Here is a 25,317-nt window from a genome sequence, read left to right on the forward strand (position 1 = left end):
CTGACGCCGATAACTGCACCGTCTCACCGAGGGCCATGAGTGTGGCCGACGACGGTTCGATCGCGATACTGCCCGCCGACTGCATCACCGTCACCGGGACGCTGGCAGACGCGCTACCCGAATGAGCGGTGACCGTGATGCTGCCATTGGCGACCGCCGTCACCAGGCCCTGTGCCGACACCATGGCAACCGAAGCGTCGCTACTCGACCACTCGACCACCGCACCAGCCACCGGTTGACCGTTCCCGTCCAGTACGGAGGCCGAAAGCTGCACCATCTCGCCGATGGCCATGAGTGTGGCCGACGACGGCTCGATCACGATACTGCCCGCAGACTGCATCACCGTCACCGGGACGCTCGTGGACGCACTACCTGAACGCGCCGTGATTGTCGCACTGCCGTTGGCGACAGCCGTCACCAACCCCTGCCCGCTTACGGTCGCCACGGCTTCGTTACTACTCGACCACTCGATGGTCGCGCCGCTCATGACCGCGTTGTTCTGATCGAAGACCTGGGCGGTCAGTTGGAGGGTCTGACCGATGGCATTCAATGAGACAGAGGAAGGCGTTACTTCAATGCGCGTAGGCACCGGAGTCGGTGGTGGGGGCGGCGGTGGAGCAGGCGGTTCAGGCGCCGTCGGGCTGTCCTTGCCGCAGGCGGCCAGCAACGGAAGGCCGATGGCAAGGAAGATGGTCAACGCCAGGCGCCGGCGACTGCCACACCAGGCGCGAGCGACCTCCACACCAGGCGAAGAGGATTGTTTCGATAGACTGGACGGGCTGGAAGAAACCGCCGATTTACGTTCGCTACTGGTATGGATGATCATATCGTACCGCTAACCTTTAGTTGAGAACTTCGACAACGATCGACTGTCGGCGTCCGCTGGTCGGCGTCCGCTGGTCGGCGTCCGCTGGTCGGCGTCCGCTAGTCGGCGTCCGCTGGTCGGCGTCCGCTAGTCGGCGTCCGCTGGTTTGGATGATGTAATCGTCTCACATTTCTGTGGGAGGTATGGTCTGAATCCGAACAAGGTAAAATAAGGTGATTCATGTTGTGAATCATCAAAAAAAACGTACTATATGTGATGTTAACATGATTTTATGGACGAAATATATGATATTTTGTGATTATCTGATTTACCGGAGATTCGTAGTCAAGTGGATTGGCATTACGAGTCGCGCGCGATTCAGTTGAATAACCTGCGCATTGTCTACAGCCTGCGCGCGGTGTTTACAACCAGGAAGGAAGTGGAACAGGTAAATCATGCAGAATTTCAACCAGTTGGAGGAAGGAACGAGGACCCATAGGATCACCTGGCACACATGCTCGACCCCGAGAATCCAATTGCCTGTACGCCTGGACTCGGATAGATTCGCTACAGGGCGTCAGGCTGGAATGGCAGACGCATGCCGCCCGTTAAAAGATCACCGCAAGCGAAACGCCTCTGCGATGTGGTGATCGAATGCAGAGGCTAAGCCGGCATCCAGGCCAGGTACCGGAGCGGACGCCAGGCCGGGGGCTGGATCGGATGCCGGGCTAAGGGCCGGAACGGACGCCGGGCCGGGTGCGGGCACGGATGCCGGACGTGGAGGGTTCATGCGATGAGATCGCAAATCTCCCGGCTTTTACCAACAGCAAACTTGGCGTTCTGCGCTGGTCTGCTGGTAATCACCGAGGCCCTCGCGGGTGGCGGACCGGGAGGTGCGGTGTACGCCGGGGAAAGCGTGGCGATCGACACGGATGGCGCGGCCCGTTCCATGGACGCCGTGAAGCCGGACGTGCCTGAAGCCCACCCCTTCTACATCAGCGTCTGCCAGGTCGATCACAACCCCGACACCGGCGCGCTGGAGATGTCTTTTCGCATCTTCATGGACGACCTGGAACTGGCCCTCGAAACGATGGGCACGGAACGACTGCACCTGGGCACGGAGCGCGAAGCCGAGAAGGCGGACCTTTACATAAGCCGTTATCTCGTTCGCCACGTTGTCGTCGAGATAAACGGCCGTCGCGTCAACGCCGCCTTTCTCGGAAAGGAAGTTGAATTGGACGCGATGTGGTGTTACGTGGAGGTCGGGGATATCCCCGTGTTTGAAACGATGACAATGACGAATACGCTGCTCCTCGAGACATACGAAGACCAGGTCAATCTCGTGCACGTCAATGCCAACGGCCAGAAGAAGAGCCTGGTGTTCAACCAACAACAGGTCACGCAGACCCTGGAATTCTGAACCGGATTCCGGGTACCCTGCAATGAACATCATCCCGGACTATGCCGCAGCATACACGAAACGCAGCCCGCATCGTCGACCTGGAAGCGTTCCCCGGCTTGAAGGGAAGCGTAGACCTGGGCACCATCGTCGCCACTTCCGGCGGGTACGATCCGCTCCATCCCGGCCATGTCTCCTGTCTGCTGGAATCGTCCGGCTATGGCGATACCATGGTCGTGATCGTCAATGGCGACGCATTCCTGCGCCGCAAGAAGGGCAAGCCCTTCATGGATCTCAGGGCCCGTTGCCAGGTCGTCTCCGGTATCCGCGGCGTGGACTACGTGATTCCGTTTGAAATCGAAGGCGACGATACGGTCTGCGAGGCCCTGAGGGTGATCCGGCCCCGCGTATTCACCAAGGGCGGAGACCGGACCGACATGTCCAATATCCCCGAGTGGAGCGTATGCAAGGAACTCGGCATCGAAGTGATTTCGGGGGTGGGGATGGACAAGGCCTGGAGCAGTTCCGACTACCTGGAATCGTGGGGACGATTCTGGGCCGGCCAGGGGAACCGCGGGTAGGGCCCAGAAAGGTAATTGCTGCTTGTCCCGTGTCCGCTGCCGTCTTATAATCCCGGTACACGATAACCACCCGTTTCTCCCGGGAAACCCGGAGGAGAGCATGCCAAGCAGATACCGCGCCGCCGTGATCGGCCTCGGCCGCATGGGCAGCACCTTCGACGACGAGATCGACCAGGGCGGATCCATCTTCCTGCCCTACTGTCACGCGCCTTCCTACCAGGCCGCGCCTGACGTAGACCTGGTCGCCGGGGCGGACCCTCACGACGGGCAGCGTTCGATATTCGGCGGGCGCTGGGGCATCGAAGACGGTCACCTGTACGCCGACTACCGCGATATGCTCGAGAAAGAGCGTATCGATCTGCTCAGCGTCTGCACCACGGCCCGGATCCGTTCACAGATCGTTCAGGACGCCGCCCGCGCCGGCGTGAAGGCCATTTGGGCCGAAAAACCCATCGCCCTGACCCTGGCCGAGGCGGATGACATGGTGGCAGCCTGCGAGAAACACGGCGTCGCCCTGGCCATCAACTGCGCGCGGCGCTGGCATCCGTTCTTTTCCCATGCGAAGACCATGATCGAAGAAGACGAACTCGGCGAGATCGTCCAGGTGACGGGTTACGGCCAGTGCGGACTTTCCCATAACGGCAGCCACCTCATCGATATCGTCCGGTACATGGCGGGCGGAACGGTCGAATGGGTGTACGGCGAGATGGAATCCGACGAGGCCGCGGCGGGCGACAAGGATCTCATGGGCAACGGGTACCTGGCCTTCGACAACGGGGTCCGGGCCTATGTCCGCGGCATGCCCTGCGGGATCGCGAACTGGGAGATCGACGTCCTGGGCACGAAGGGCCGCTTCCGCTCCATCGCGAACGGCCAGGACGCCGAACTGGTGAAGCTGCATCCCGGCGGTCCGCGCGGCAGAGGCGTGCCCGCCCGATTGCCCTTTCCCTGGCCCGTTCGTTACCCGTCCATGGGGCTGACCATCGTCGCGGACCTCATCTCGGCCGTCGAAAACGGTCATCCCCCGAAGTGTTCCGGGGTGGACGGACGGGAGGCCCTGGAAGTGGCCATCGCCCTCCGGGAATCTCATCGAAGGGGAGGACAGAAGGTCCATCTGCCCGTGCAGGACCGGGATTCGGGCATCCTGTCCTCCGAAATACACCAGGACGACGTACCGGCGCGCGTCCGGCGCCTTCGGGGATAGTGCTCCGCGGGATCTGCACGCAGGGAGGACGAATGAAGCTGGGGTTCGTGACCTATCAGATCGGCAAGGACTGGGACGTGCCGGCCATCATCGACATGTGCGGAAGGACGGGTTTCACGGGCGTGGAACTCCGCACGACCCATGCCCACGGCGTGGAAGCCTCGCTGAGTGCGGATGAGCGATCAGAGGTACGACGGCTTTTCGAGGACGGCGGCGTGGACCTGGTGGGCCTCGGTACGGCCTTCGAGTATCACTCGGCCGATCCGGACGAGGTGCGGGCGAACGTGGACGGGACCGTCGAGTACGCGAGACTGGCGGCCGACCTGGGTTGTCCGGGCGTCAAGGTGCGCCCCAACGGTCTACAGACCGAAGCGGGCATCCCGGAAGAAGCGACCCTCGAGCAGATTGGGAAAGCCGTCGGTGAGTGCGCGGAAGCGGCCGCCGGCCTCGGCGTGCAGATCCGGGTAGAAGTGCATGGGAAGGACACCCAGGAGCCGCGGCGCATGCGCGCCATCATGGACCACGCGGACCATCCCAATGCGTATATCTGCTGGAACTCGAATTTCGGCGAAGTGCAGGACGGATCCATCGAGGCCAACTACCGGCTGCTCGCCCACAAGATCGGCCTGGTGCACATCACCGAAATCTACCGCGCCGAGTACCCCTGGCGAGAGCTTTTCCGATTGCTTCAAGCGGACGGTTACGGAGGGTACACGCTCGCGGAAATCGCCCACAGCCCCGAACCCGAGCGGCTGATGGGCTACTACAAGGCCCTCTGGGAAGCGTATCGGGCCTGACGGCGGCCGCGAGCGGTCCGGGAACGCCCGATTCAACCGCCGGGAACACCGGAGGCGGCCTTCCGCTCCCGGTTTGAACCAAGGCATTCCGAAAGGACCATCCAAGTCTATGACAACGGCCCAGAAGATATCGCAGGAGGCGATCTACCGCGAAAGGACGCCGGGATCCTGTGAAGCGTTCAAGCGCGCGGGTGAAGTCATGCCCGGCGTCGCCAAGGGCGCCTACTACTACGCGCCATACCCGGTCACCATCGCGCGGGCCGAAGGCTGCCACCTGTACGACGTGGACGGCAACCGGTACGTGGATTTCGCCAACCACCACACGACGCAGATCCTGGGGCACAACCATCCCGCGATCGTCCGCGCGGTGTCGCAACAGCTCGAACAAGGCATCGCCGTGGCCGCCCCCATGGGGATCGAAACGGCGCTGGCGGACGAGTTGTGTCGTAGAGTGGACTCCCTGGAGATGGTCCGTTTCTGCAACTCCGGGACGGAGGCGACGCTCCACGCGATCCGGCTGGCGCGGGAATACACGGGCCGTCACCTCATCGCCAAGTTCGAAGGGGGCTATCACGGCAGCCACGACGCCGTCGAAATCAGCACTTCACCCGATCCGGCGAAGGCGGGTCCCGCGGACCGGCCTGTGCCCGTGGCCAGCGCGGGAGGCATGCCGCCCAACGCCACCGACAACGTCGTCATCCTGCCCTTCGACGACGAAGCGGCCGTCGAGGCGATTGTCGCGGAAAAAAGCGACGAACTGGCGGCCGTGATCCTCGACCCGAAGACGGGCGTCATTCCCCAGCGGCTGGACTTCGTGAAGGCAGTACGCGAGATCACCGAACGGCACGGCGTGCTCCTGATCCTGGACGAGATCGTGGGATTCCGCGCGTCACCGGGCGGGGTCCAGGCCCAGTGCGGCATCCTGCCCGACCTGAGCACGTACGGGAAGATCGTGGGCGGGGGGTTTCCCGCAGGCGCTTTCGGCGGCCGCGGGGAACTGATGTCCCTGCTGGATCCCACCCAGGGCAAGGCCCGGGTTTTCCAGAGCGGATCCTTCAGCGCACACCCCGTCACCATGGCCGCGGGCCTGGCCATGGTGGAAGTGCTGACGCCCGACGTGTATGCAAGGCTCGACCGTCTCACCGATCGTCTCGTGCATGGACTCGAGGACGCCTTCGCCCGCACGAGTACCGTGGCGACGGTGGCCGCGTCCGGCTCCACTTTCAGCATCTATTTCACAGGAGGGCCGGTCCGAACCTACCGCGCCGTGGCGGCGGCCGACAAAGGTACCGTACCCGCGGTGTTTCTCGGCTTGCTGAACCGCGGTTACTACCTGTCGAACGGCCTCGCCATGAACTGCCTTTCCGCGGCCATGGACGAATCGCATATCGACGGACTCGTCGAGGCGGTGGCCGGAACGCTGGTAGAAATCTGACGAACTGATTGGACTGAACTGGATTCGCCACGGCGGATCGCCCGCGCAACGAACGGTCTGAACGCACCGAATTCACCGACCAACCATTCATCACAGGAACCGAACCATGCCCCATGCTTTCAAGTTTGCTGCCGCCCTGCTCGGCGCCGTCTCCGCCTTCTTCCTGGTCCCCTTGCTGATCGCGGCGCAGGGCGGTTCCGGGGAATCGGCCGCACGGGCCCTTCCGCCGGACGCCTCCCCGCGGGATCAACAGGTCTTCAGATACATGAGCCCGGAGCCCCGCACGCTCGATTCCGCGATCAACGACTACGACACGGAAGACACCATCATCCCCTTCGAGCCTCTGCTCCGCCGCGATCCGAACTGGAATCCGGAACCCGCGGCCGCCGACAGCTACACGTCTTCCCCGGACGGCAAGACCTGGACCTTCCACCTGCGCCAGGGCGCGCGGTGGAGCGACGGCCGGCCCGTCACGGCCCACGACTTCGTCTACTCCTTCCGGCGCATGCTGGACCCGGAGGAAGCCAACCCCTACGGGTTCTTCTACCACGACTTCAAGAACGCCAGGCCCATCAACCGCGGCGAGATCAAGGACCTGACCCAGCTGGGCGTCCGCGCCGTCGACGATCTCACGCTGGTCATCGAGACGGAGAAGTCGGCGCCGTACCTACCCTACATCGTATCCTATGGGAACGCGCTGCCGGTACCGCCATGGCAGGTCGAAAAGTACGAGCGGAAATGGACCCGTCTCGAGAACATCGTTTCGAACTCGGGGTTCAAACTGTCGGAATGGGTCACGGGAAGCCACATGACCCTGGTTCCGGACCCCATGTACAACGGTCCCCACAAGCCCTACCTGGAGAAGGTCATCCATCCCTTCCGCAACGCGGCGGTGGCCACGGTCCTCGCCTACGAGAACGACGAGGTGGACCGCGAACTCGTCGACGTGACCGACATGCCCCGCATCCTGGCCGATCCCGAACTCGCGCCGGACCTGGTCAGGATTTCCGCACGGGCCTCATGGTATCTCTTCTACCGCACCCGGCAGCCGCCCTTCGACGACGTGCGGGTCCGGGAAGCCTTCACGCGGGCGATCGACCGGGAGGTCATCACGGGTATCCTGCTGGGCGGCACAGCCGTCCCCGCCTACTCCATGATCCCGCCCGAATTCGCGGAGTACAACGGACCGGCCATGAAACCCCACCAGTCCTACGATCCGGCAAGGGCCCGGGAGCTCATAAGGGAGGCCGGCTATCCCCGCGGGCGGGGGTTCCCCCGCCAGGAGATGTGGCTGCGGGCGCCCAATCCCACCATCAAGCGGATCAGCGAGGCCATCATGGCCATGCTGAAGGAGAACATCGGAGTCGACGTGACGATCCGGAGCGCCGACCGGACCATGTACATGAACAACATGTATAACTGGCGCATGAACCTGGGGCTGATCGTGTTCTACGCCGATTACCTTGACCCGCGCAACATGCTCGACATGATCTGGCACTCCCAGCCCCAGGGGTACGGCCGATCGGACTGGTCGAACGCCGAGTTCGACCGCCTGGTGGAGCAGGCGGCCGCGGAACTGGACAGGGACCGGCGGCGGTCGCTTTACGCGGAGGCGGAGGAGATCATGGTGTCGGACTACGCCGGGTCCTTCCTGTTTCATCCGGTGTACCTGGAACTCAGGAAGCCCTGGGTCAAGGGGATCGCGGAAAATCCCGACGGCACGGTGGGGGCCATGGACTACACGCGGGTCTACATCTCCCGCTGAAAGACGGCCCGGGGGAACGCGCAGACGGCGACAAGGCGTCGACAGAGCGGCGATAAAGCGGTACAGATCCGTAATAATGAACGCCAAAAAATGCCTCCGCGCGAATCCCTTTCACGCGGAGGCCTTGTTTTCTTGGTCCGGTTCGTTTACTCCGGCCAGATCCGCCGGATCGACCGGATCGACCGGATCGGCCGGATCGGCCGGATCAATCCGTACGTCGCTTACCGGATCGCGTCCTTCATCTGGGCGACGATGTTCCGGAGTGACGCGGCGTTCCTGGCCCGGGGCGCCAGTCTCAGATAGTTCTCGTAGGACCTGATCGCGTTCGGATAATCCTCGCGGGTCTGATACAGGATGCCCAGGTTGTAATGCCAGTTCGCCTTCTTGCCGTTGATGCCGATTGCAGCCCTGTAGGATCTGATCGCTCGGCTGCTGTTCTTGAGCTTCTGGTAAGCGCTGCCCAACGCGCCGTGCGCGTCCGCGTACTTGGCATCGATCTCCGTCGCCTTCTGGAACGACTTGATCGCGTTGGAGGTCTGGCCCGCCTTCTGCTGGGAAAGGCCGAGGTTGTAATGCGCTTCCTTGTAATCCGCCTTCAGTTCGACGGCTTTCTGGAACGCGCCGATGGCGTTTGTAAACTGTCCTGCCTTGAAGTAGGCGATGCCGAGATTGTAATGACGGGGGGGATCGTCCGGCATGGCGTCCACTTTCGTCTTCGCATCCGCGATCGTCTGGGCCTGAATGGCAGGCGCCGCGACCAAGGCGACCAGGATCGTGAACACGGCAAGACAGTTCAACTTCTTGATGCGTGTCATCCTCATTCCTCCGTTGGATAACTGAGCGTAACAGGACACTGAGTATTTATGGACAAATCGTGGTTTTCGGCGTATATTGTATCCAAGATAGATAAGATATGCCATTTGGCTTAAATATGCAAGTTATAATCTCGACTTTCATGCGTACCAACCGGAATCCAAGACTGAATCGAAGCATCAAGGAGGCCATCGATGACCAGGTACACCGTCGATGATTTTCTGGGAGACGCCCGGCGGATCGTGCGGGAAAACGGGATCAGGCACGGACTGGAATCGATCAGGAAGAACACCGAAAGGCTGCTGGACCAGTCCGACCTGCTGGAAACCTATGTGAACATGGACGAGTACGAAGGCCACACGGTGATCGGCCATGATCCCGAGACGGATATACACGTCATCGTCCACGGAGGTCGAAAGGGCGGCACTTCCCCGCCCCACGATCACGGTCCCTGCAGCGTGATCTACGGCAACTACACTGGGCATACCCTGATGCGGCGATGGAATCGGCTGGACGATGGGGGATCGGAAGGACCTGCCCGTCTGGAGGTGGTCCGGGAGTACACCGTGGGCGCCGGGCAGGCGACCGCCTTCGCCGAGGGGGACATCCACTCCATCGACTATCCCGACGGCGCCTTTTTCGTCCGCGTAACCGTGGGGGACGTGGAAAAGCAGAAGACACGCCGCTTCGATCTCGAACGGGGCATCGTGGAGATCGACGATCGCGCGGCGCGCACCGGATAGGCGCCGCGACCCGTGGTGCGCGTCCAATCCATGGCGCCAGCTCGTTCTAGTCCACCGGATCAGTCGTTTGTCGACCCATGGCCACCCTCGAACAAAAAACCGGACAAGCCCCGGTAAAACCCACCGATATCGTTCCGCCCGACCGGCTGAACGAACTGTTGCGTCGACGCAACCTTCCGGGTTTCGTATTCCTGGCCGGGCATCTGGCGGCCACCTTGCTCACAGGTTACCTGGTGTCGCTCTCCCTGGGCACATGGTGGCTGGCACCGGCCTTGCTGGTCCATGGCGCCGTCGTGGTGCACTGGTTCGCGCCTTTCCATGAATGCTCCCACGGTACGGCCTTCAGAACCACGGCGATGAACCGGATCGTCGGCTGGATCACCGGCACCGGACTGTTTCTCATCCCCGCGTACTTTCGCTACGAGCACCTGGCTCATCACTCCCACACGCAGATCACGGGGGACGATCCCGAGATGATCCCCATGGCGGAAAGCCTGGGCGGCTATCTCTGGTACGCGACGGGCATTCCCTATTTCTACAGCAACCTGACCGCCCTGGCGCGGATGCTCTTCGGGCGGTTCAACGCGGTCGAGCGCAAGTTTCTGCCGGGACGAGCACGTGGAAACGTGGTGTTGGAGGCCTGGAGCATGGTCCTGGCCTACGGCGCGCTGGCAGCCGTATCGATCTGGTTCGACACGATGGCCGTGGTCCTGTTCTGGCTGGCGCCCCGTTTCCTGGGCGAGCCCGTCATGCGTCTCATCCGCATGTCCGAGCACACGGGCTGCCCCCGCGTCCGCCATATCCTGCTCAACACCCGGACCGTGCTGACCATCCCCCTGGTCCGGTGGCTGAACTGGAACAACGCGTACCACGCCGAACACCACGCTATCCCGACTGTACCCTTCCACGCCCTGGGCGACCTGCACAGAGTCATGGGCCCCCACTTCGAAGAAGTACGGCCGGGATACGTGAATACGCAGATGCACCTGATGGCAAACGGAATGAAGAACAGCGCCGCGAAGAGCGGCTGACCGGCAAGCACGACGGAGATCCGGTACGAAGGGCGGCGGACCGACGTGTAGAGCGGCTGACCGGTGGCTAGCCGTCGACCGGTTCCGGGGAATCCTCTTTGGGCGGCAGAGGGCCAGCCGACAACAGGTCCGGAGGGCTCACTTGGGCGGCACGACGCACAGGAACCCGAGCGGTTCCTCGCCGACACTCTCGAACTGGTGCTGTTCGTTGGGGGCGATGTACACCACGTCGCCCGGTCCCACGTCGTGCACGTCCCACCCGATAAGCACTTTCGCCCGTCCCCGGAGGATGTATATGCCGTGGTCGTGGGGATGTCGGTCGAAGGAAGATTGCCCGCCCGGTTCGATTTCGAAGTATCGGACGGAGAAATTGTTCGCCCCGTCGTCGGGACCGATGACTACACGCACCGATCCGCCCACCGCCCCGCCCTTGCTGTAGGGCTGCTTCTCCACGCCGGACCAGTCGTTCGCTCCTTGCTGTCCCTGGTGCTTATGGACGACACCCATTTCAAGCCTCTCCCCAAAACGGCCTATTCACGATTAAGTGAATGCGCTACATGAAGTTCCGTACGCCGCTGCCGTGCAGCTCCGATATGCGTTCGGCATCCTGGCGTTCGAAGCCGATGGCCACGAGTTCGCGTACCCGTTTGCGGTGCATTTCCTCGTAGAGACCCATGACCGCGTCCCGCCCCCGTGCCAGTTGCTCCGGGTGCGAGCCGCCGCCGGCCAGTGTCATCATGGCTTTCAGTACGAAGGGGCTGGACCCGGAAGCCTGTTGGAGGAACAGTGTCCGTTCCTCGGCAGCCCGCATCAGATCGTCCTTTATCGACGGGTCCTGCTCTATGTGGTAGGCGAAATGGGATATGCCGTACCCGACGTGCCGGCCCTCGTCCTGGCGCGCCAGCTTGAAGGTCCGGGCGGTCACCGGGTCGGGCGCGACCTGCTCCAGGAACATGAGGAGTTCCATGAAGGTCCCCTCGCCCAGGACGTGCATGAGAAAGGAACCGTTCGAGTAGTCGTCCTGCGCGAGCAGGCTGCGCAGGGACCATTCGGTCGCGGCCGAGACGTACTGCAGGCCGCCGCCGTTGGCGAGGGCGCGCTTGGTGAATACCTCCGCGTGACGGGCCTCGTCCATGACCTGCGTGGCCAGGAAGAGGACCACTTCGGAAAACTGGGGATCGATGCGGTTCATGAACTTGGCGGGCAGGTACATGGCCAGGTATTCGTTCTGGATCAGGAAGGTCATGACCTGGCACACCGCCTGCTCCAGGTCGTCCGGCAGCACGGGCAGGTCATCCCACGGGATGTCCGACGTGGCGTCCCACTGCCCCGCCTTGCCCTGCTCGTACAGATCCGCGATGTTATCGGCCCATACCAGCTTCTTTTCCCGGATGGCGAATCCGAAATCGGGCGTCCCGGGATCGACGACCGAACCCCGCTGCGCCAGGCCGTGCCCGTCGAATGCCACTTCCGGCACTTCGCCCGCCCTGCCGACCTGGCAGTCCCGCATGAGGATGCCTCGGCCGTCCGCGGGTTTCACGCGGATGCCCCGGTCGGGTTCGCCCCAATCGGATGTATCGGGCAGAGGTATGGCGAAGTCGTCAGAATTGAGCTCGTCAGACTTGAGCTCGTCAGACCTGGATTCTTCGGACATGGGGTCTTCGGACTTGTTGTTCTCGGACATGTTCAGACCTGTTCCAGAGCGAGAATTGACTTAACTTAGCAGCGATCGCCGGGTATATGTATGATACTGGGTTTGCCGGTCGATGACAAGATGAAGGTGGGAAGGACGATTCATGAATCTGTCGAGGCTTCGGGTGTTTCGCCTCTGGCGCGTAATGGCACGGCGTTTCAGGCAACGCCTGCACGCCAATATCGAACGTATGCGGACAACCGACCAGGTCTTCATGATCAGCGCCGCGGTACTTATTGGCGTGCTGGGGGCGGGAGGAGCCATCGCATTCCGCGAGCTGATCATGTTCATCGAGTCCGTGGCCTGGGGCGGCGGATTGTACGATCGTGTTTCACTCACTACGCTGGCGGTGCTCACAGTACCCACGGCTGGGGGGCTGATCGTCGGCGTCCTGATCTACTTCAGCACCCGGGAAGCTCGCGGACTCCCCGATGTCATGGAGGCCGTGGCTCTTCGCGGTGGGCGCATAAGGCCCCGGGTCGCCGTGGAGACCTCGCTCGCCACCGCCATCAGCATAGGCACCGGGTTGTCGGTGGGCCGCGAGGGGCCCATCGCCCAGATCGACGCCGCCATCGGCTCCACCTTCGGCCGGCTGACGCACGTCAACGTCCATCGCATGCGGACCTTCGTGGGCTGCGGCGCGGCCGCGGGCATAGCGGCGACCTTCAACACGCCGATCGCCGGCGCGCTGTTCTCCCTCGAAGTCATCCTGGGCAATTTCTCCTTCAGCCGGTTCAGTCCCATCGTGATCTCCTCGGTGGTGGCTACCGCCATTTCCCGTCATTTTCTGGGTAACCAGCCGGCCATCATCGTGCCCCCGCACGGTGTGAACCACCCGCTCGAGTTCGTTCTGTATGCCGTACTGGGCATTCTGGCCGCCATCGTGGGCACCCTCTTCGTCCGTGCGCTTTACGGCGTAGAAGACCTCTACGGAAAGGTGCCGCTTCCGGATTACCTGAAGCCCATGACCGGAGGTCTGCTCGTCGGCGCCCTGGCCCTGCTCTATCCCCAGATCCTCGGCGTGGGATACGAGACCATGGACCGGGCATTGTTCTCCGAACTGGAATGGCAGTTCCTGCTCATCCTGGTCTTCATCAAAATCGCCGCCACGTCCTTCTCCCTGGGATCGGGCGGCTCGGGCGGCGTGATCGCCCCTTCCCTGTTCGTCGGCTGCATGCTGGGCGGCGCTTTCGGCGCGCTGGTCAACCATCTGCTTCCCGGTACGAGCGCCACCGACGGCGCGTACGCCCTGGTGGCCATGGGCGCGCTGGTGTCTTCGACCATCCGGACCCCCATGACGTCGATTCTGATGATCTTCGAAATGACCGGTAATTACGAGTTGATCCTGCCGCTGGCGATCTCCGTCATCGTCAGTACGGCGCTGTCCGCTTACCTGCTCAAGCCTTCGGTTTACACCTTGCGCCTCCTCAGAAGAAACGTGGACCTGGAAAAGGGCCAGGAGACGAACATCCTCAGATCGCTGAACGTAGGGCAGGCCCGGGTGACTTCATTCGAGACGATACCTCCCCAGGCGCCGCTCGACGACCTGATGTCCCGCCTGGCCGAGAGTACGGACACGGAGTTTTACATCACCGACGATGAGGAGCGTTACCAGGGAACGGTCACCTTCGACCGCATCCGCAGTCTCGTCGCGTACGGCGAGGATCTCGAAGGCGTCATCGTAGCCCACGACATCGCCCAGTTCGACCTGCCGACGGTCAACGACGGCGACACGCTGGACCGGGTCATGCTGCTGTTCGGCCGGCACCAGGTAAACGCCTTCCCTGTAGTCAAGCCGGACTCGGGCCGCCTTGTCGGCGTTATCAGCCGCGAGCACGTCATGGACGCCTACAACCGGGAGACGGCCAGACGGGACCTGGCCGGTGAATTCGCGAGCATGGTCGACACGTTGAGCGGTGGACAGGTCGTGCAACTTGGGGACGACTACGCCATGGTGGAAATCCATGCGCCCCGGCGGTTCATAGGAAGCAGCATCCGGCGCCTTCAGATCCGCAGCCGGCACGGGGTACAGATCCTGCTCATCAGGAAACGGGAGCACCGGGACAGCCAGGCGAACCACGTCGGACCGGCGCATCGGGCCTGCCAGGCGAACCGGAGCGGCAAGGCGAACCCGGCAGACCACGCGGACCAGGCCGGCCGGGCGCACTTCGTTCCGACGCCGGACTATGTGATCCAGGAGGAAGACGTCCTGCTCGTCGCCGGAGAGCGCGATCGCATAGACCGTATCGTCCACCTGTAATGTTTAGTAGCCAAATGTTTAGTTGACATCGTACTGTTACATCCTATAATACGAATCGCGCAGTCGCGCTGAATCGTTAACATCAAGAGGTTCCTTTTCTGCCACATCACATCACGGGAGCGTGAAAATGGGTACCTTTATGTTACGCAGATTTCCCGCCTGGCTGGCGGTCCTGATGCTCACGGCCTTCCCGGCCGCCGCGCAGGAGAACGGAAACTCGGCCGTTTCCGGTCTGGTCGAAATCTCGGGGTTCGTAGACGCCAGCTACACCTATTCCAATCTCGATGATTCGAATACCTTCGGCCTCGATCAGGTGGAGATCGATCTGTCGAGGAACCTGGGCGATATCGGCTCGTTGCGCGCGGACCTGGAATGGGTGAGCGACGGCGAAGGCGGGTTCACCCTCGACGCGGAGCAGGGGTATGTGACTCTGGATCTCGGCATGGGCCGCGGGGAGGGGAACTACCCGACACTGACCTTCGGTAAATTCAACGCGCCCATCGGGTTCGAGCTTCTGGACGCCCCGGACATGTACCAGTACTCCCACGCACTGGTCTTCGATAATGGATTGCCCACCAATCTGACCGGCGCCATGCTGTCCATGGATCTGGGCGGCGGCATCGACGTGGTGGTCCACCTGTCCAACGGATGGGACCAGAATGTCGACGCGAATACCAACAAGATGATCGGCGGCAGACTCGGCTACAGCCACGATGAAATAGGCGGGATCGGCTTCTCGGCGATGCGCGGCGACGAAGAGGGGCTGGTCGGCAATCTGACCGTCTACGACGTCGACCTGACCCTGACGCCGGCGCCCGGACTCATCATCGGCGGGGAGTACAACAACGGCAGGACGGAGCTGGATGAAGTTAACGTAGAAAACAGCTGGAACGGCTACATGGTGATGGCACACTACAGTCTTACCGACGTCATGGGGTTGACGGGCCGGTACGACTACTTCAGCCGGGAAATTTCGCAGGTTGCGGCACGCCGCAGCGGAACGCAGGATCATCCGCGCAGCCTGGACGTGACCCAGCAGGCCCTTACCATCGCCCCGACGTTCGCGCTGACTGACGGCCTCGGGTTCCTCATGGAACTCCGCCGGGATTTCTCCGACGAAGCGATCTTCTACAATTCGGAATCAGGTAAATCGGAGGAATCGATGGTCAATTTCGCCTTCGAGATGACCTATTCGTTCTGAGTCGAACCTGATCCGTAAGTTTTACCATCACACCATGGGAGCGCGTATATGGGTACCTTCTTGTTACGAGGAATCCCCGCCTTGCAGGCGGTCCTGATACTCGCCGCCTTCCCGGCCGCCGCGCAGGAGAATGAAGATTCGGCCGTTTCCGGCCTGGTCGAAATCTCGGGATTCGTAGACGCCAGCTACACCTACAACAATCTCGATGATTCGAATACCTTCGGCCTCGACCAGGTGGAGATCGATTTGTCGAGAAACCTGGGCGATATCGGCTCGTTGCGCGCGGATCTGGAGTGGGTGAGTGACGGCGAGGGCGGGTTCACCCTCGACGCGGAGCAGGGGTACGTCACCCTCGATCTAGGGTTGGGCCGCGGGGAGGGGAACTACCCGATCCTGACCTTCGGGAAGTTCAACGCGCCCATAGGGTTCGAACTTCTGGACGCCCCGGACATGTACCAGTACTCCCACTCGCTGGTCTTCAACAATGGATTGCCCACCAATCTGACTGGTGCCATGCTGGCCATGGACCTTGGCGACGGCATTGATGTGGTGGTACATCTTACGAACGGTTGGGACCAGAACGTCGACACGAATTCCAACAAGATGTTCGGCGGCAGATTCGGTTACCGCCACGAGGATGTGGTCGGGATCGGCTTCTCGGCGATGCACGGCGACGAAGAGGTAACGGTCTTGAATTCGTCCGTCGAGAATCCGGTCAGCAATCTGACCGTCTACGACATCGACCTTACCCTGACGCCGGCGCCCGGACTCATCATCGGCGGGGAGTACAACTACGGCAAAAGAGAACTGGATTTCTGGGACTCAGAAACCAAGTGGAACGGCTACATGGTCATGGCGCACTATAGTCTTACCGACGTCATGGGATTGACGGGCAGGTACGACTACTTCAACACCAGCACCAGAACCGTCACCTCCTCCGCTCCCGGTTTGGATCATACATTCGAATCGGATGACACCCTGCAGGCCCTCACCATCGCCCCGACCTTCGCGCTGACCGACGGCCTGGGGTTCCTCATGGAACTCCGCCGGGATTTCTCGGACGATGCGATATACGGGGATCCGGATGAAGGCGAGCAGGAAAAGTCGGTGGTCAACTTCGCCTTCGAGATGACCTATTCGTTCTGATCCAGGCGACTCCCCGGAACGGCCGATCCACCTGGGCCGCCCGGACCGCCTTGGCCGCCCGGCCTGAACGAGACGACCCCCGGTCCAGGTCAGTACAGATCGGCTTCGCCGGCGCTCGCCCGCAGGATTTCAGGCTCGTCACCCGTCAGATCAACCACCGTGGACGGCTCCGGAACAATGACGCCGCCGTCCACGATGACGTCCACGACCTTGCCGTACCGGGCCGCGATAGAATCGGCGTCGTTCATATCGCTTCCGTTAGCTGAGGCCTCGATACCGGAAGGCGCGATGCTGGTACTCAGCACGGGCCGGCCGAGCGCCTGCACGATTTCGAGGCATATCCGGTTGTCCGGCACCCGGATTCCCACCGTACGCCGCTTGCCGATCATGAACTTCGGCACGTCTCTCGAAGCTTCCAGAATGAAGGTGTAGGGGCCGGGGAGCAGCCGATTCATCATGCGATAGGCCGCGTTGGAGATGTTCTTCGCGTACCGGGCGAGATCCTTCAGATCCGAACATACGAAACTGAGCGGCTTCCCGGCGGGGGCCTGCTTGATCTGGTAGATCCGGTTGATGGCCTTGCGGTTGAAGATATCGCAGCCCAGTCCATAGACCGTGTCGGTCGGATACACGATCACGCCACCCCGGTGCAGCGCTTCGACGACCCGGTCGACGTGCCGCTTCTGGGGATGTTCAGGATGGAGTTGAAGGATAGCGGCCATGGCGGGTCAGGAAACGCGGGTCAGGAAACGCGGGTCAGCACCTTCCTGCAGACTTCGATGGTTCGGTCGATCTGATCGCCGCTTACGTCCAGGTGCGTAACAGCACGGATGACGCCGGGTTTCATGGCGAGCATCCGGACGCCTTCTTCGGCCAGGCGATCGACGGCCTCGAAGGGATCCAGGCCGTTTCGCAGGCTGAAGAAGATCATGTTGCTGTGGATCTCGTCCAGGTCGATCTCGACGTTGTCCAGGTCGGCGAGCGCCTCCCCCAGCCGGGTGGCATGGCCGTGGTCCTCGGGCAGCCGGGAGATGTTGTGCTCCATGGCGTAGAGACCGGCCGCCGCCAGGACGCCCGCCTGGCGCATCCCGCCGCCGAGCATCTTCCGGTAGTAGCGCGCCGCGTCAATCGTGGTCTGGTCGCCCGCCAGCACGCTGCCGACCGGCGCGCCCAGGCCCTTGGACAGGCACACGGATACCGTATCGACGTGCTGCGTATAGGTCTGTGCGGTCAGGCCCGTCGCCGCGCAGGCGTTGAACAGCCGGGCGCCGTCCATGTGGACGCGCAGGTTGTTTGACCGTCCGCAATCGCTGACCCGGGACAGCGCCTCCACGGGCCATGGGTATCCGCCTGACTTGTTGTGGGTGTTCTCCACCGCGACCAGCGCCGTCCTGCCGTAATGCACGTTGTCGCCCCGCTGGATCACTTCCTCCATCTGCGCGGGCGTGAATACACCCCGTTCTCCCGTCAACAGGCGGACCTGCACGCCCGAGAGCGCACCGAGGGCGCCGGCTTCCGCGTTGAAAATGTGGCAGTACTTTTCCGCGATGACGTCGTTGCCGTGATGGGTCTGCGACCGGACAGCGAGCTGGTTGCCCTGCGTGCCGCTCGTGACGAAGAGACCGGCTTCCTTGCCGAGCAGGGCGGCCATGGCTTCTTCCAGCCGGTTGACCGATGGGTCTTCGCCGAAACAGTCGTCGCCGACCTCGGCGTTCGCCATGGCTCGGCGCATAGCCGGCGTCGGCCGGGTCATGGTGTCGCTGCGCAGTTCGACGATCTGCATGGACGCTCCTCAGTGGCCGTACTTGGTCAGGGTCACGCTGGTGCCGTGCTCCGTGATATCGAACTCGACCTCATCCATGAGGGCCTTGATCATCAGGATGCCCCGGCCATTCTCCTTGAGCAGGTTGTCCGGGTTTCGCGGGTCCGGCAGGCCGTCGGGATCGAAACCACCGCCGCAGTCGCATATGTGTATACGGAACAACGCCGAACTGCATTTGCAGGAGATGACGACCTGCTTGGACTCGTCGCACTGGTTTCCATGCAGTATCGCGTTCTTGACCGCTTCGTTCACGGCGATCATGATGTCGCCGCGCGTTCCCTGGTCGAAGCCGGTCCGCGTGGTCAACTCCTCAATACGGCGGTCCACCTCCGCGGTCAGATCGGGATTGCTTGGTATCGTCAGTTCCAGCGTCACGCCGCTTTCAGCCCCGTCCTGCCGAGTCTCGCCCATGCAAGAAGCTCCATGAATCCGCCGCACGTACGGCCGTCGTGCGGCCGGATCCTGCCGGAACCATGCGGTCGATCTGCATGATCCAGAATACATGGTATCTACCTTTCAGACTCAGTAAAGGTATGGGGCGGGAAGGGCCGTGTCAAGTTCGGGGCGGCGAGGATGGGATACGGCGCGAATGCGACATCCATTCAAGACGGTTCAACCTTCCCGCTCGGCGTCACGCACCATTTTGAGGTAGCCGTCGCGTATTCTGCGCTTGAAGAGCTTTCGCGCCTGCCGGGGTGCGCGCAGTTCGCACGGCTCCCACCAGGCCAGTTCGTTGAGGTGGTCGGCGGGGACGGGAAAGGCTTCCTGGCGCACCTTCTTCGATCCCAATCTGTCCGTCCAGGCGGCCGAGGTCACAGACACCAGCCCATCGTTGTCTCCTTCGCGCCCTGCGATGTATTTCCAGGGCAGCTTCAGCGGGGTGAATATCCGCGCAAAGCTTTGATGGGCGGCGTAGGTGGTATAGCGGACGGGGTTTCGTGCCTCGGCGTTCAGCGCACGCTCGTTGAAAGTGGCGGCAGCCTTGGTACTGAGATCGCGGAATCCCTCGAGATTGAGGCCGAAGACGCCGGTGAAGCCGATCAGCCAGTCCACTTTGGCAAGTCCGAAGTCGGCGAATGTAGTTCCGAGGTGCGGCGTGCCGATGGTAGTCAGTGTCGCGACGCGGTCGGCCATGTCGAAATCGACGATCATGTGACGGGCGTCGAGACCGCCCATGCTGTGGGCGATAATGTGAACCCGGTCGGATCCGGTGCTTTCGAGGATGACTTCGACGCGGTGCTTCAGGGCCAAGGCACGCTTATTCACTTGGCCGGCGAAGGGCACACGGGGGGCGAAGACAGTGTAGCCGTGTTTTTCGAGATGGCCGGCGATCCCGCTGAAGTAGTCGTACTTGTCGGGCTGGCGCAGGAGTCGTCGCAGTCCTGCCTGAAGGAGCGGCCGGTAAAGCGTATCAAAAGGCACAATGCCGTGGGCGAGGATGATCGGCAAACTCAGAACGCACACTCCTCGACGGTCAAAACCGGCCTTGGTTTTCTTACCATAAGACACGTGTCGTATTAAGTACAGCGTGCAATAGTGACCGTTTAATAGCGCGGTATTCGGAATAGTGAAAATATACATTAAATAAACATTTCTTTCCAAACAATAGGATTTTGAGTTCATAATAGACTCTAGTGTGATGTTTACCGTTTACCAGGTAGTTTTACATGCAAATCAGATCGATTCAGGTCACTACTGCGCCACTAGGCAAAGATCGGACCAATTCGTCTTACTCGGCATTCCGGAATTCAGGACTGCATGCAGCGCTTCGCCGAACGTCTCGACAGGGTAGGGGATCACATGGAAGGATAGAATCGGCAAACGAACGCGCGGTATCTCGCCTGAAGCGTATGGAATACCGTCGTGCAGGCATGCACACTATGCCGGTACGAGATCTCTCCCTTCGAAATCGATCGCCTGCTTGTCTGAGAGCCACGGACAGGCAAGGTATCGAGTCAGGTGTCCGGATTTTAGCACTTGAGATAAATGGCGGGAAGAGACCTAAGACGACCTGTTGAATCTGCGTTCGATCTCCTCGAGCGGCATTCGGACCACGGTGGGTCGCCCGCGGGGCGTCACATAGGGCATTTCCGTGGCGAACAGATCGTTGACGAGCCCGTTCATCTCCTGCTGGGACAACGGGTCGCCCTTCCGGATTCCGGCATGGCCGGAGAAAGTCATCGCGATACGTTCTTCGTTCTTGAGGTTCTTTTCCGGCATCTCCTGCAGGTTTTCAATCATCCGGTGAAACAATGTGTCTACATCCTGGCTGTGTGCCATACAGGGGACGGCGTCGACGACCACGGTCTGCTCGCCGAACAGTTTCACATTGAATCCCAGCCGGGCGAAGTGATCGAATTGTTCCCGGACTAGCGCGATCTGCGGCACCATGAGATCGAGGGTAACCGGAAACAGCAACTGCCGGGAGGGGGCGGATTCGTGGCCCATCGTCTTCAGCGCCCGTTCGAACAGCACGCGTTCGTGGGCGGCGTGCTGGTCGATGAGCATGAAACCGCCTTTAACCTGGGCGAGAATGTAGGCGTTGTGCAATTGCCAGAGCGATACCATTTCCGCATCGCCGTGCTCCCTGACTGTTCCCGGTACCCCTTCGTCACGCGCCCCGCGCTCCGAGTCCGCCGGGGTGTAGGTCCACTCGCCCGTAGGATCGCCGTCGTTACCGCGCACGGGTCCGAACAGGTCGATCTGGGTCCTGCGCGCCACGGCCGGTTCGTCGACAGGCACCCGGACGTCGACGGGCGCTCGCACCTCGCCGGGCGCTGCGGCCGGCGACAATCCGGAGATATCCGGCGTATCCGTATCGAAAACGGGCACCACGTCCGAGTTCTGCAGCGCCAGCCGAATGGCCCGCAGGAGCCGCTCATATACCTTTGACTCGTCGGAGAACCGGATCTCACGCTTCGCGGGGTGTACGTTGACGTCCACCTGGTCGAGATCGATGTTCAGGAAGACGACGGATACGGGAAAACGTTCCCTGGGTAGAATCGAACCATAGCCTTCGAACACGGCGCGGTTCAGGGCGCGGCTGGATACCGGCCTGAGGTTGATGTACAAATGCTGGTGGGTACGGGAAACCCTGGCGGCGTCCGGCCGGCTGATGAACCCGTGTATCTTGACGAGGTCGTCGTCGAAGGTGACCGGGATCATCTGGTTCATGAGCGTGTTGCCCATGACGGCCTGCGCACGGGTGTAGGTGTTGGACACGGCGGGCAGGGAAAGGGTATCCCGGCCGTCGACCGTCAGCGTGAAGGCGGTCCCGGGATAGGCCATGGCGATGGAGGAAACCACGGAAACGACATGGCGCGTCTCCGTACCCGTGGTCCGAAGGAACTTCCTGCGGGCGGGCACGTTGTAGAACAACTGCGATACGGCGACCGTCGTACCGGCTGCCCGTCCGGCGTCCGTAACCTTCGGCGCCGAACCCCCGTCGATGCGGACTCGGGTCCCGGCCGCTTCTCCCTGCGTGTTCGTCGTCAGGTCCACCCGAGCCACGGAGGCGATGCTGGCCAGCGCTTCGCCCCGAAAACCGAATGTACCGATGCGGTAGAGGTCGTCTTCGCCGGCGATCTTGCTGGTCGCGTGCCGCTCGAAGGCCAGCACCGCGTCCTCACGGGCCATGCCTCCGCCGTCGTCCATGACGCGTATGAGCTGCTTTCCGCCCGACTTTATCTCCACGGAAATGCGCTCGCCACCGGCGTCGATCGCGTTCTCGACCAGTTCCTTCACGACCGAGGCGGGGCGTTCGATTACCTCGCCTGCGGCGATCATGTTCGCCAGCTTCTCGGGCAACACCTTGATCTGATCAGCCATGCGTCACCGGCGTTACCAACGTTTATTCCCCGTACGTGATCCGGTAGATCACGCCGGCGTAATCATCAGAAACGAGTAGAGAACCGTCCGGCATGACCTCCACGTCGGCCGGGCGGCCGGAGTATTCCTCGTCCACGAGCCAGCCCGCGGCGAAATCCTCGTAACTCACGGCCTCGTTGCCGTCCAGACGCACCAGGGTGACCCGGTATCCGATCCGCTCGTCCCGGTTCCAGGACCCGTGTTCCGCGATCAATACCTGGTGGCGGTACTCGGGCGGGAACATGTCGCCGGTGTAGAATCGCATGCCCACCGCGGCCACATGTGGACCGAGGTCCTGCACGGGGGGCACCAGGGAGTCCAGCGGGCGCCCGCCGCCGAATTCGGGATCCGGTATGTCCGTGCCGTGGTGATACGGGAAGCCGAAATGCTGTCCGGCTTCGGTCACGCGGTTCAGCTCATCGGGCGGGATGTCGTTGCCCATGAGGTCCCGCCCGTTGTCGGAGAACCACAGTTCGCCCGTGTCCGGATGCCAGTCGAAGCCCACGGTATTGCGCACGCCGCTCACGTAGACTTCCAGGTCCGTTCCGTCCGGGTTCATGCGCATGATGGTCGCGTAACGCGGATCGGCGCGTTCGCAGACGTTGCACGGAGCCCCCACGGGAACGTAGAGCTTGCCGTCGGGTCCGAACCGGATGAATTTCCAGCCGTGATGACGGTCGGTCGGGAAGCCCCGGCTGACCACAACCGGTTCGGGGGGATCGTAGAGCCTGTTTTCGATGTCGTCGTACCGGAGCACCACGTTGATATCGGCTACGTAGAGCGCTCCATCCCGAAAAGCGATGCCGCTCGGCATCTTGAGCCCGCTGTCGAGGGTCAGCACCTCGTCGGCGACGAAATCCCCGTCCATGTCCCTTACGGCGTACACGTTTCCGGCGCGCCGGGAGCCCACGAAGAGGGTACCGCCTGGTCCCATCGCCATGGCCCGCGCGTTGCGGACGCCGCTGGCGTAAACGGAGATCCGGAAGCCATCCGGCAACCGGATGCGGGAGAGGACGGGATCGGATTCAGGGGATTCGCCACCGGGCGCGGGGGTGTTTCCGCACGCGGCGACCACCAGGAAGCCCAACAGGAACAGACGTGGTGCCCAAAGTCGGATTGCGGTCATTGGAACGGGTCGGCGGTGATCGTTGCGGGCGTTGATTTCGGCCGGAGACGCGCGGAGCGCGCCAGGGTCCTGAAGTACGTAACGGTTCCTCACATGGTAATGATCGGGGGGATGCGAATCAAGGACAAACTGATGCTTGCTTTCGATGAAATCGACCGTTAATGTTTACCACGAGTTTGTCTGAAGGGAACCTGTAGAAGGCCGGCCATGTCGCGTATCGAACGCCTCCACAGCCAGGGTATTCAATCGTATCCCGCCCGTACCGGCAGGACGCATACGGTGCGGCAGGCGCGGGAGCCCGGAGCCGCCGGAAACGCGACCGTTATTGCCGGGCGGCTGATCCGGCTGGATCCACGGGTTGGGAGCGGCGCGCTCGAGGATTGGACGGGCACGGTCGACCTCGTCCTGGACGATCCAGCCCTGTCCGGCATGCTATCCCGGATCCGCGCCGGCGACCTCGTGGAATGCGCGGGTACATGTGGGGACGACGCGTACACCGTTACCGGCCTCAGGCTCCTGGCCCCGTGCCTTCGCGGCGCGCCCGAAAAGGAAGCGGCCGGCGGTGCGCCTGAATCGGAAGCGGCCAGCAGCGCGCCTGACAGGGAAGTAGCCGGCGCCGTGCGCCTCCGGGCGGATATCCTGGCCGGGACCCGTGCCTACTTCGAATCCCGCGGGTTCATCGCCGTGGACACGCCCACATTCATGGCCGTTCCGGACCTGACGCCGGCCCTGAGTTCGTTTCGAACGGAATACGTGGACGGCGAAGGCGGAACGCGGCCCCTGTACCTGCAGACCTCGCCCGAACACTACATGAAACGCCTGCTGGCGGCGGGCTGCGAACGGATATACCAGATCTGCCGGTTCTACCGCAACGGGGAACGGTTCGACACGCACCATCCCGAGTTTACCGGCCTGGAGTGGTACGAGGCCTACGCCGATTACGAGACGGTCATGGCTACCACCGAGGACTACGTGACCTCGCTGGCCGGGACGCTCAACCACGGAGGCGAACTGACCTACCAGGGTACCGCGATCGACCTACGGACTCCCTGGCCGAGGTACAGGATGCGGGACTGCTTCCTGGACCGGTCGGGGATCGACCTGGATGTCTGCGATGACCTGGAGGCGTTCTCGTCCGCGGCCAGGGCCAGGGACTACGAGGTTCGGGAAGACGATGACTGGGACGACCTGTTCCACCGCGTTTTCCTGACGGCCGTGGAACCCGCGCTGCCCGCGGACCGGCCGGTCTTCCTGACGGAGTATCCCGCCCGGCTGCCGTCGCTGGCGCGCCGGGTTCCGGGCAAACCCCGGTACGTGGAACGCTTCGAACTGTACATGGGCGGGCTGGAACTGGCCAATGCCTTCACGGAGCTGAACGATCCGGTGGAGCAGCGCGCCAGGTTCGAAGCCGACCTGGAAGTAAAGCGATCGAAGGAAGGTCCGGACCGTTACGACGGCGGGGTGGACGAAGCGCTGCTGGCGGCGCTCGAATACGGGATGCCTCCGTCGGGCGGCATCGCCTTCGGCCTGGACCGGCTGGCGATGTTGTTCGCCGACGCCGACACGATCGATCCCGTAATCATGTTCAGGGATTTCTGATCGATACGAGGAATCTGAAACTCGCCGGCC

The 25,317-nt window shown here is 62.2% G+C and carries 22 protein-coding genes; 12 read left to right on the top strand and 10 right to left on the bottom strand.

What is annotated here, in order from left to right:
* On the bottom strand, positions 1–826 hold an 826-nt coding region (locus F4Y38_04200), incomplete at its 3' end, for an Ig domain-containing protein (GenBank protein MXY48487.1).
* Between the two features lie 811 nt (positions 827–1,637).
* On the opposite strand from F4Y38_04200, the gene F4Y38_04205 reads away from it, so the two are divergent.
* From F4Y38_04205 to F4Y38_04230, 6 genes are all read left to right on the top strand, one after another.
* Positions 1,638–2,225, top strand: coding sequence for a hypothetical protein (locus F4Y38_04205; protein MXY48488.1), 588 nt, complete (start codon positions 1,638–1,640; stop codon positions 2,223–2,225).
* Between the two features lie 41 nt (positions 2,226–2,266).
* Entirely contained in the window at positions 2,267–2,785 is a 519-nt protein-coding gene (locus F4Y38_04210; GenBank protein MXY48489.1) for an adenylyltransferase/cytidyltransferase family protein, read from the top strand.
* Positions 2,786–2,885: 100 nt separating this feature from the next.
* Positions 2,886–3,989, top strand: coding sequence for a Gfo/Idh/MocA family oxidoreductase (locus F4Y38_04215; protein MXY48490.1), 1,104 nt, complete (start codon positions 2,886–2,888; stop codon positions 3,987–3,989).
* 32 nt (positions 3,990–4,021) lie between these two features.
* A complete protein-coding gene (locus F4Y38_04220; GenBank protein ID MXY48491.1) occupies positions 4,022–4,786 on the top strand; it encodes a sugar phosphate isomerase/epimerase in 765 nt (254 codons plus the stop codon).
* Between the two features lie 109 nt (positions 4,787–4,895).
* On the top strand, positions 4,896–6,221 hold the full coding sequence (locus tag F4Y38_04225; protein MXY48492.1) for an aspartate aminotransferase family protein: 1,326 nt from the start codon (positions 4,896–4,898) through the stop codon (positions 6,219–6,221).
* A 106-nt stretch (positions 6,222–6,327) separates the two neighbouring features.
* On the top strand, positions 6,328–7,986 hold the full coding sequence (locus tag F4Y38_04230) for a peptide ABC transporter substrate-binding protein (GenBank protein MXY48493.1): 1,659 nt from the start codon (positions 6,328–6,330) through the stop codon (positions 7,984–7,986).
* 221 nt (positions 7,987–8,207) lie between these two features.
* Here F4Y38_04230 and F4Y38_04235 read toward each other — a convergent pair whose 3' ends face one another.
* Positions 8,208–8,906 (bottom strand): tetratricopeptide repeat protein, encoded by a 699-nt coding sequence (locus F4Y38_04235; protein MXY48494.1) that lies wholly within the window; start codon positions 8,904–8,906, stop codon positions 8,208–8,210.
* A gap of 87 nt (positions 8,907–8,993) precedes the next feature.
* Here F4Y38_04235 and F4Y38_04240 point away from each other — a divergent pair, with 87 nt between their 5' ends.
* A complete protein-coding gene (locus F4Y38_04240; protein MXY48495.1) occupies positions 8,994–9,542 on the top strand; it encodes a hypothetical protein in 549 nt (182 codons plus the stop codon).
* A 77-nt stretch (positions 9,543–9,619) separates the two neighbouring features.
* Positions 9,620–10,573, top strand: coding sequence for a hypothetical protein (locus F4Y38_04245; protein ID MXY48496.1), 954 nt, complete (start codon positions 9,620–9,622; stop codon positions 10,571–10,573).
* Between the two features lie 138 nt (positions 10,574–10,711).
* Here F4Y38_04245 and F4Y38_04250 read toward each other — a convergent pair whose 3' ends face one another.
* Both F4Y38_04250 and F4Y38_04255 read right to left on the bottom strand, forming a co-directional pair.
* The gene (locus tag F4Y38_04250; protein ID MXY48497.1) at positions 10,712–11,080 is read right to left on the bottom strand and encodes a cupin domain-containing protein; all 369 of its coding nucleotides are present in this window, start codon (positions 11,078–11,080) and stop codon (positions 10,712–10,714) included.
* A gap of 46 nt (positions 11,081–11,126) precedes the next feature.
* Positions 11,127–12,257 carry a ferritin-like domain-containing protein gene (locus F4Y38_04255; protein MXY48498.1) on the bottom strand — a complete coding sequence of 377 codons (1,131 nt, stop codon included), beginning with the start codon at positions 12,255–12,257 and terminating at the stop codon, positions 11,127–11,129.
* Positions 12,258–12,369: 112 nt separating this feature from the next.
* On the opposite strand from F4Y38_04255, the gene F4Y38_04260 reads away from it, so the two are divergent.
* From F4Y38_04260 to F4Y38_04270, 3 genes are all read left to right on the top strand, one after another.
* On the top strand, positions 12,370–14,526 hold the full coding sequence (locus F4Y38_04260; GenBank protein ID MXY48499.1) for a CBS domain-containing protein: 2,157 nt from the start codon (positions 12,370–12,372) through the stop codon (positions 14,524–14,526).
* Positions 14,527–14,653: 127 nt separating this feature from the next.
* Positions 14,654–15,727 (top strand): outer membrane beta-barrel protein, encoded by a 1,074-nt coding sequence (locus F4Y38_04265; protein MXY48500.1) that lies wholly within the window; start codon positions 14,654–14,656, stop codon positions 15,725–15,727.
* A 48-nt stretch (positions 15,728–15,775) separates the two neighbouring features.
* Positions 15,776–16,873, top strand: coding sequence for a porin (locus F4Y38_04270; protein MXY48501.1), 1,098 nt, complete (start codon positions 15,776–15,778; stop codon positions 16,871–16,873).
* 89 nt (positions 16,874–16,962) lie between these two features.
* On the opposite strand, the gene F4Y38_04275 is transcribed toward F4Y38_04270, so the two are convergent.
* From F4Y38_04275 to F4Y38_04300, 6 genes are all read right to left on the bottom strand, one after another.
* Positions 16,963–17,595 carry a threonylcarbamoyl-AMP synthase gene (locus F4Y38_04275; protein ID MXY48502.1) on the bottom strand — a complete coding sequence of 211 codons (633 nt, stop codon included), beginning with the start codon at positions 17,593–17,595 and terminating at the stop codon, positions 16,963–16,965.
* 20 nt (positions 17,596–17,615) lie between these two features.
* Positions 17,616–18,656, bottom strand: a complete 1,041-nt coding sequence (locus F4Y38_04280) for an aminotransferase class I/II-fold pyridoxal phosphate-dependent enzyme (GenBank protein MXY48503.1) — start codon at positions 18,654–18,656, stop codon at positions 17,616–17,618.
* A 9-nt stretch (positions 18,657–18,665) separates the two neighbouring features.
* Entirely contained in the window at positions 18,666–19,199 is a 534-nt protein-coding gene (locus F4Y38_04285) for an ATP-binding protein (protein ID MXY48504.1), read from the bottom strand.
* A gap of 108 nt (positions 19,200–19,307) precedes the next feature.
* Complete coding sequence (locus F4Y38_04290) at positions 19,308–20,318, bottom strand: alpha/beta fold hydrolase (GenBank protein MXY48505.1); 1,011 nt, start codon at positions 20,316–20,318, stop codon at positions 19,308–19,310.
* A 378-nt stretch (positions 20,319–20,696) separates the two neighbouring features.
* Entirely contained in the window at positions 20,697–22,523 is a 1,827-nt protein-coding gene (gene mutL / locus F4Y38_04295) for a DNA mismatch repair endonuclease MutL (protein ID MXY48506.1), read from the bottom strand.
* 22 nt (positions 22,524–22,545) lie between these two features.
* Positions 22,546–23,688 carry a sorbosone dehydrogenase family protein gene (locus F4Y38_04300; protein ID MXY48507.1) on the bottom strand — a complete coding sequence of 381 codons (1,143 nt, stop codon included), beginning with the start codon at positions 23,686–23,688 and terminating at the stop codon, positions 22,546–22,548.
* Between the two features lie 207 nt (positions 23,689–23,895).
* Between F4Y38_04300 and genX the strand changes: the two genes are divergently transcribed.
* On the top strand, positions 23,896–25,287 hold the full coding sequence (gene genX, locus F4Y38_04305) for an EF-P lysine aminoacylase GenX (protein ID MXY48508.1): 1,392 nt from the start codon (positions 23,896–23,898) through the stop codon (positions 25,285–25,287).
* Positions 25,288–25,317: the final 30 nt, after the last annotated feature.

This window comes from Gemmatimonadota bacterium (assembly GCA_009838645.1).
Classification (GTDB): Bacteria; JAAXHH01; JAAXHH01; order JAAXHH01; family JAAXHH01; genus JAAXHH01.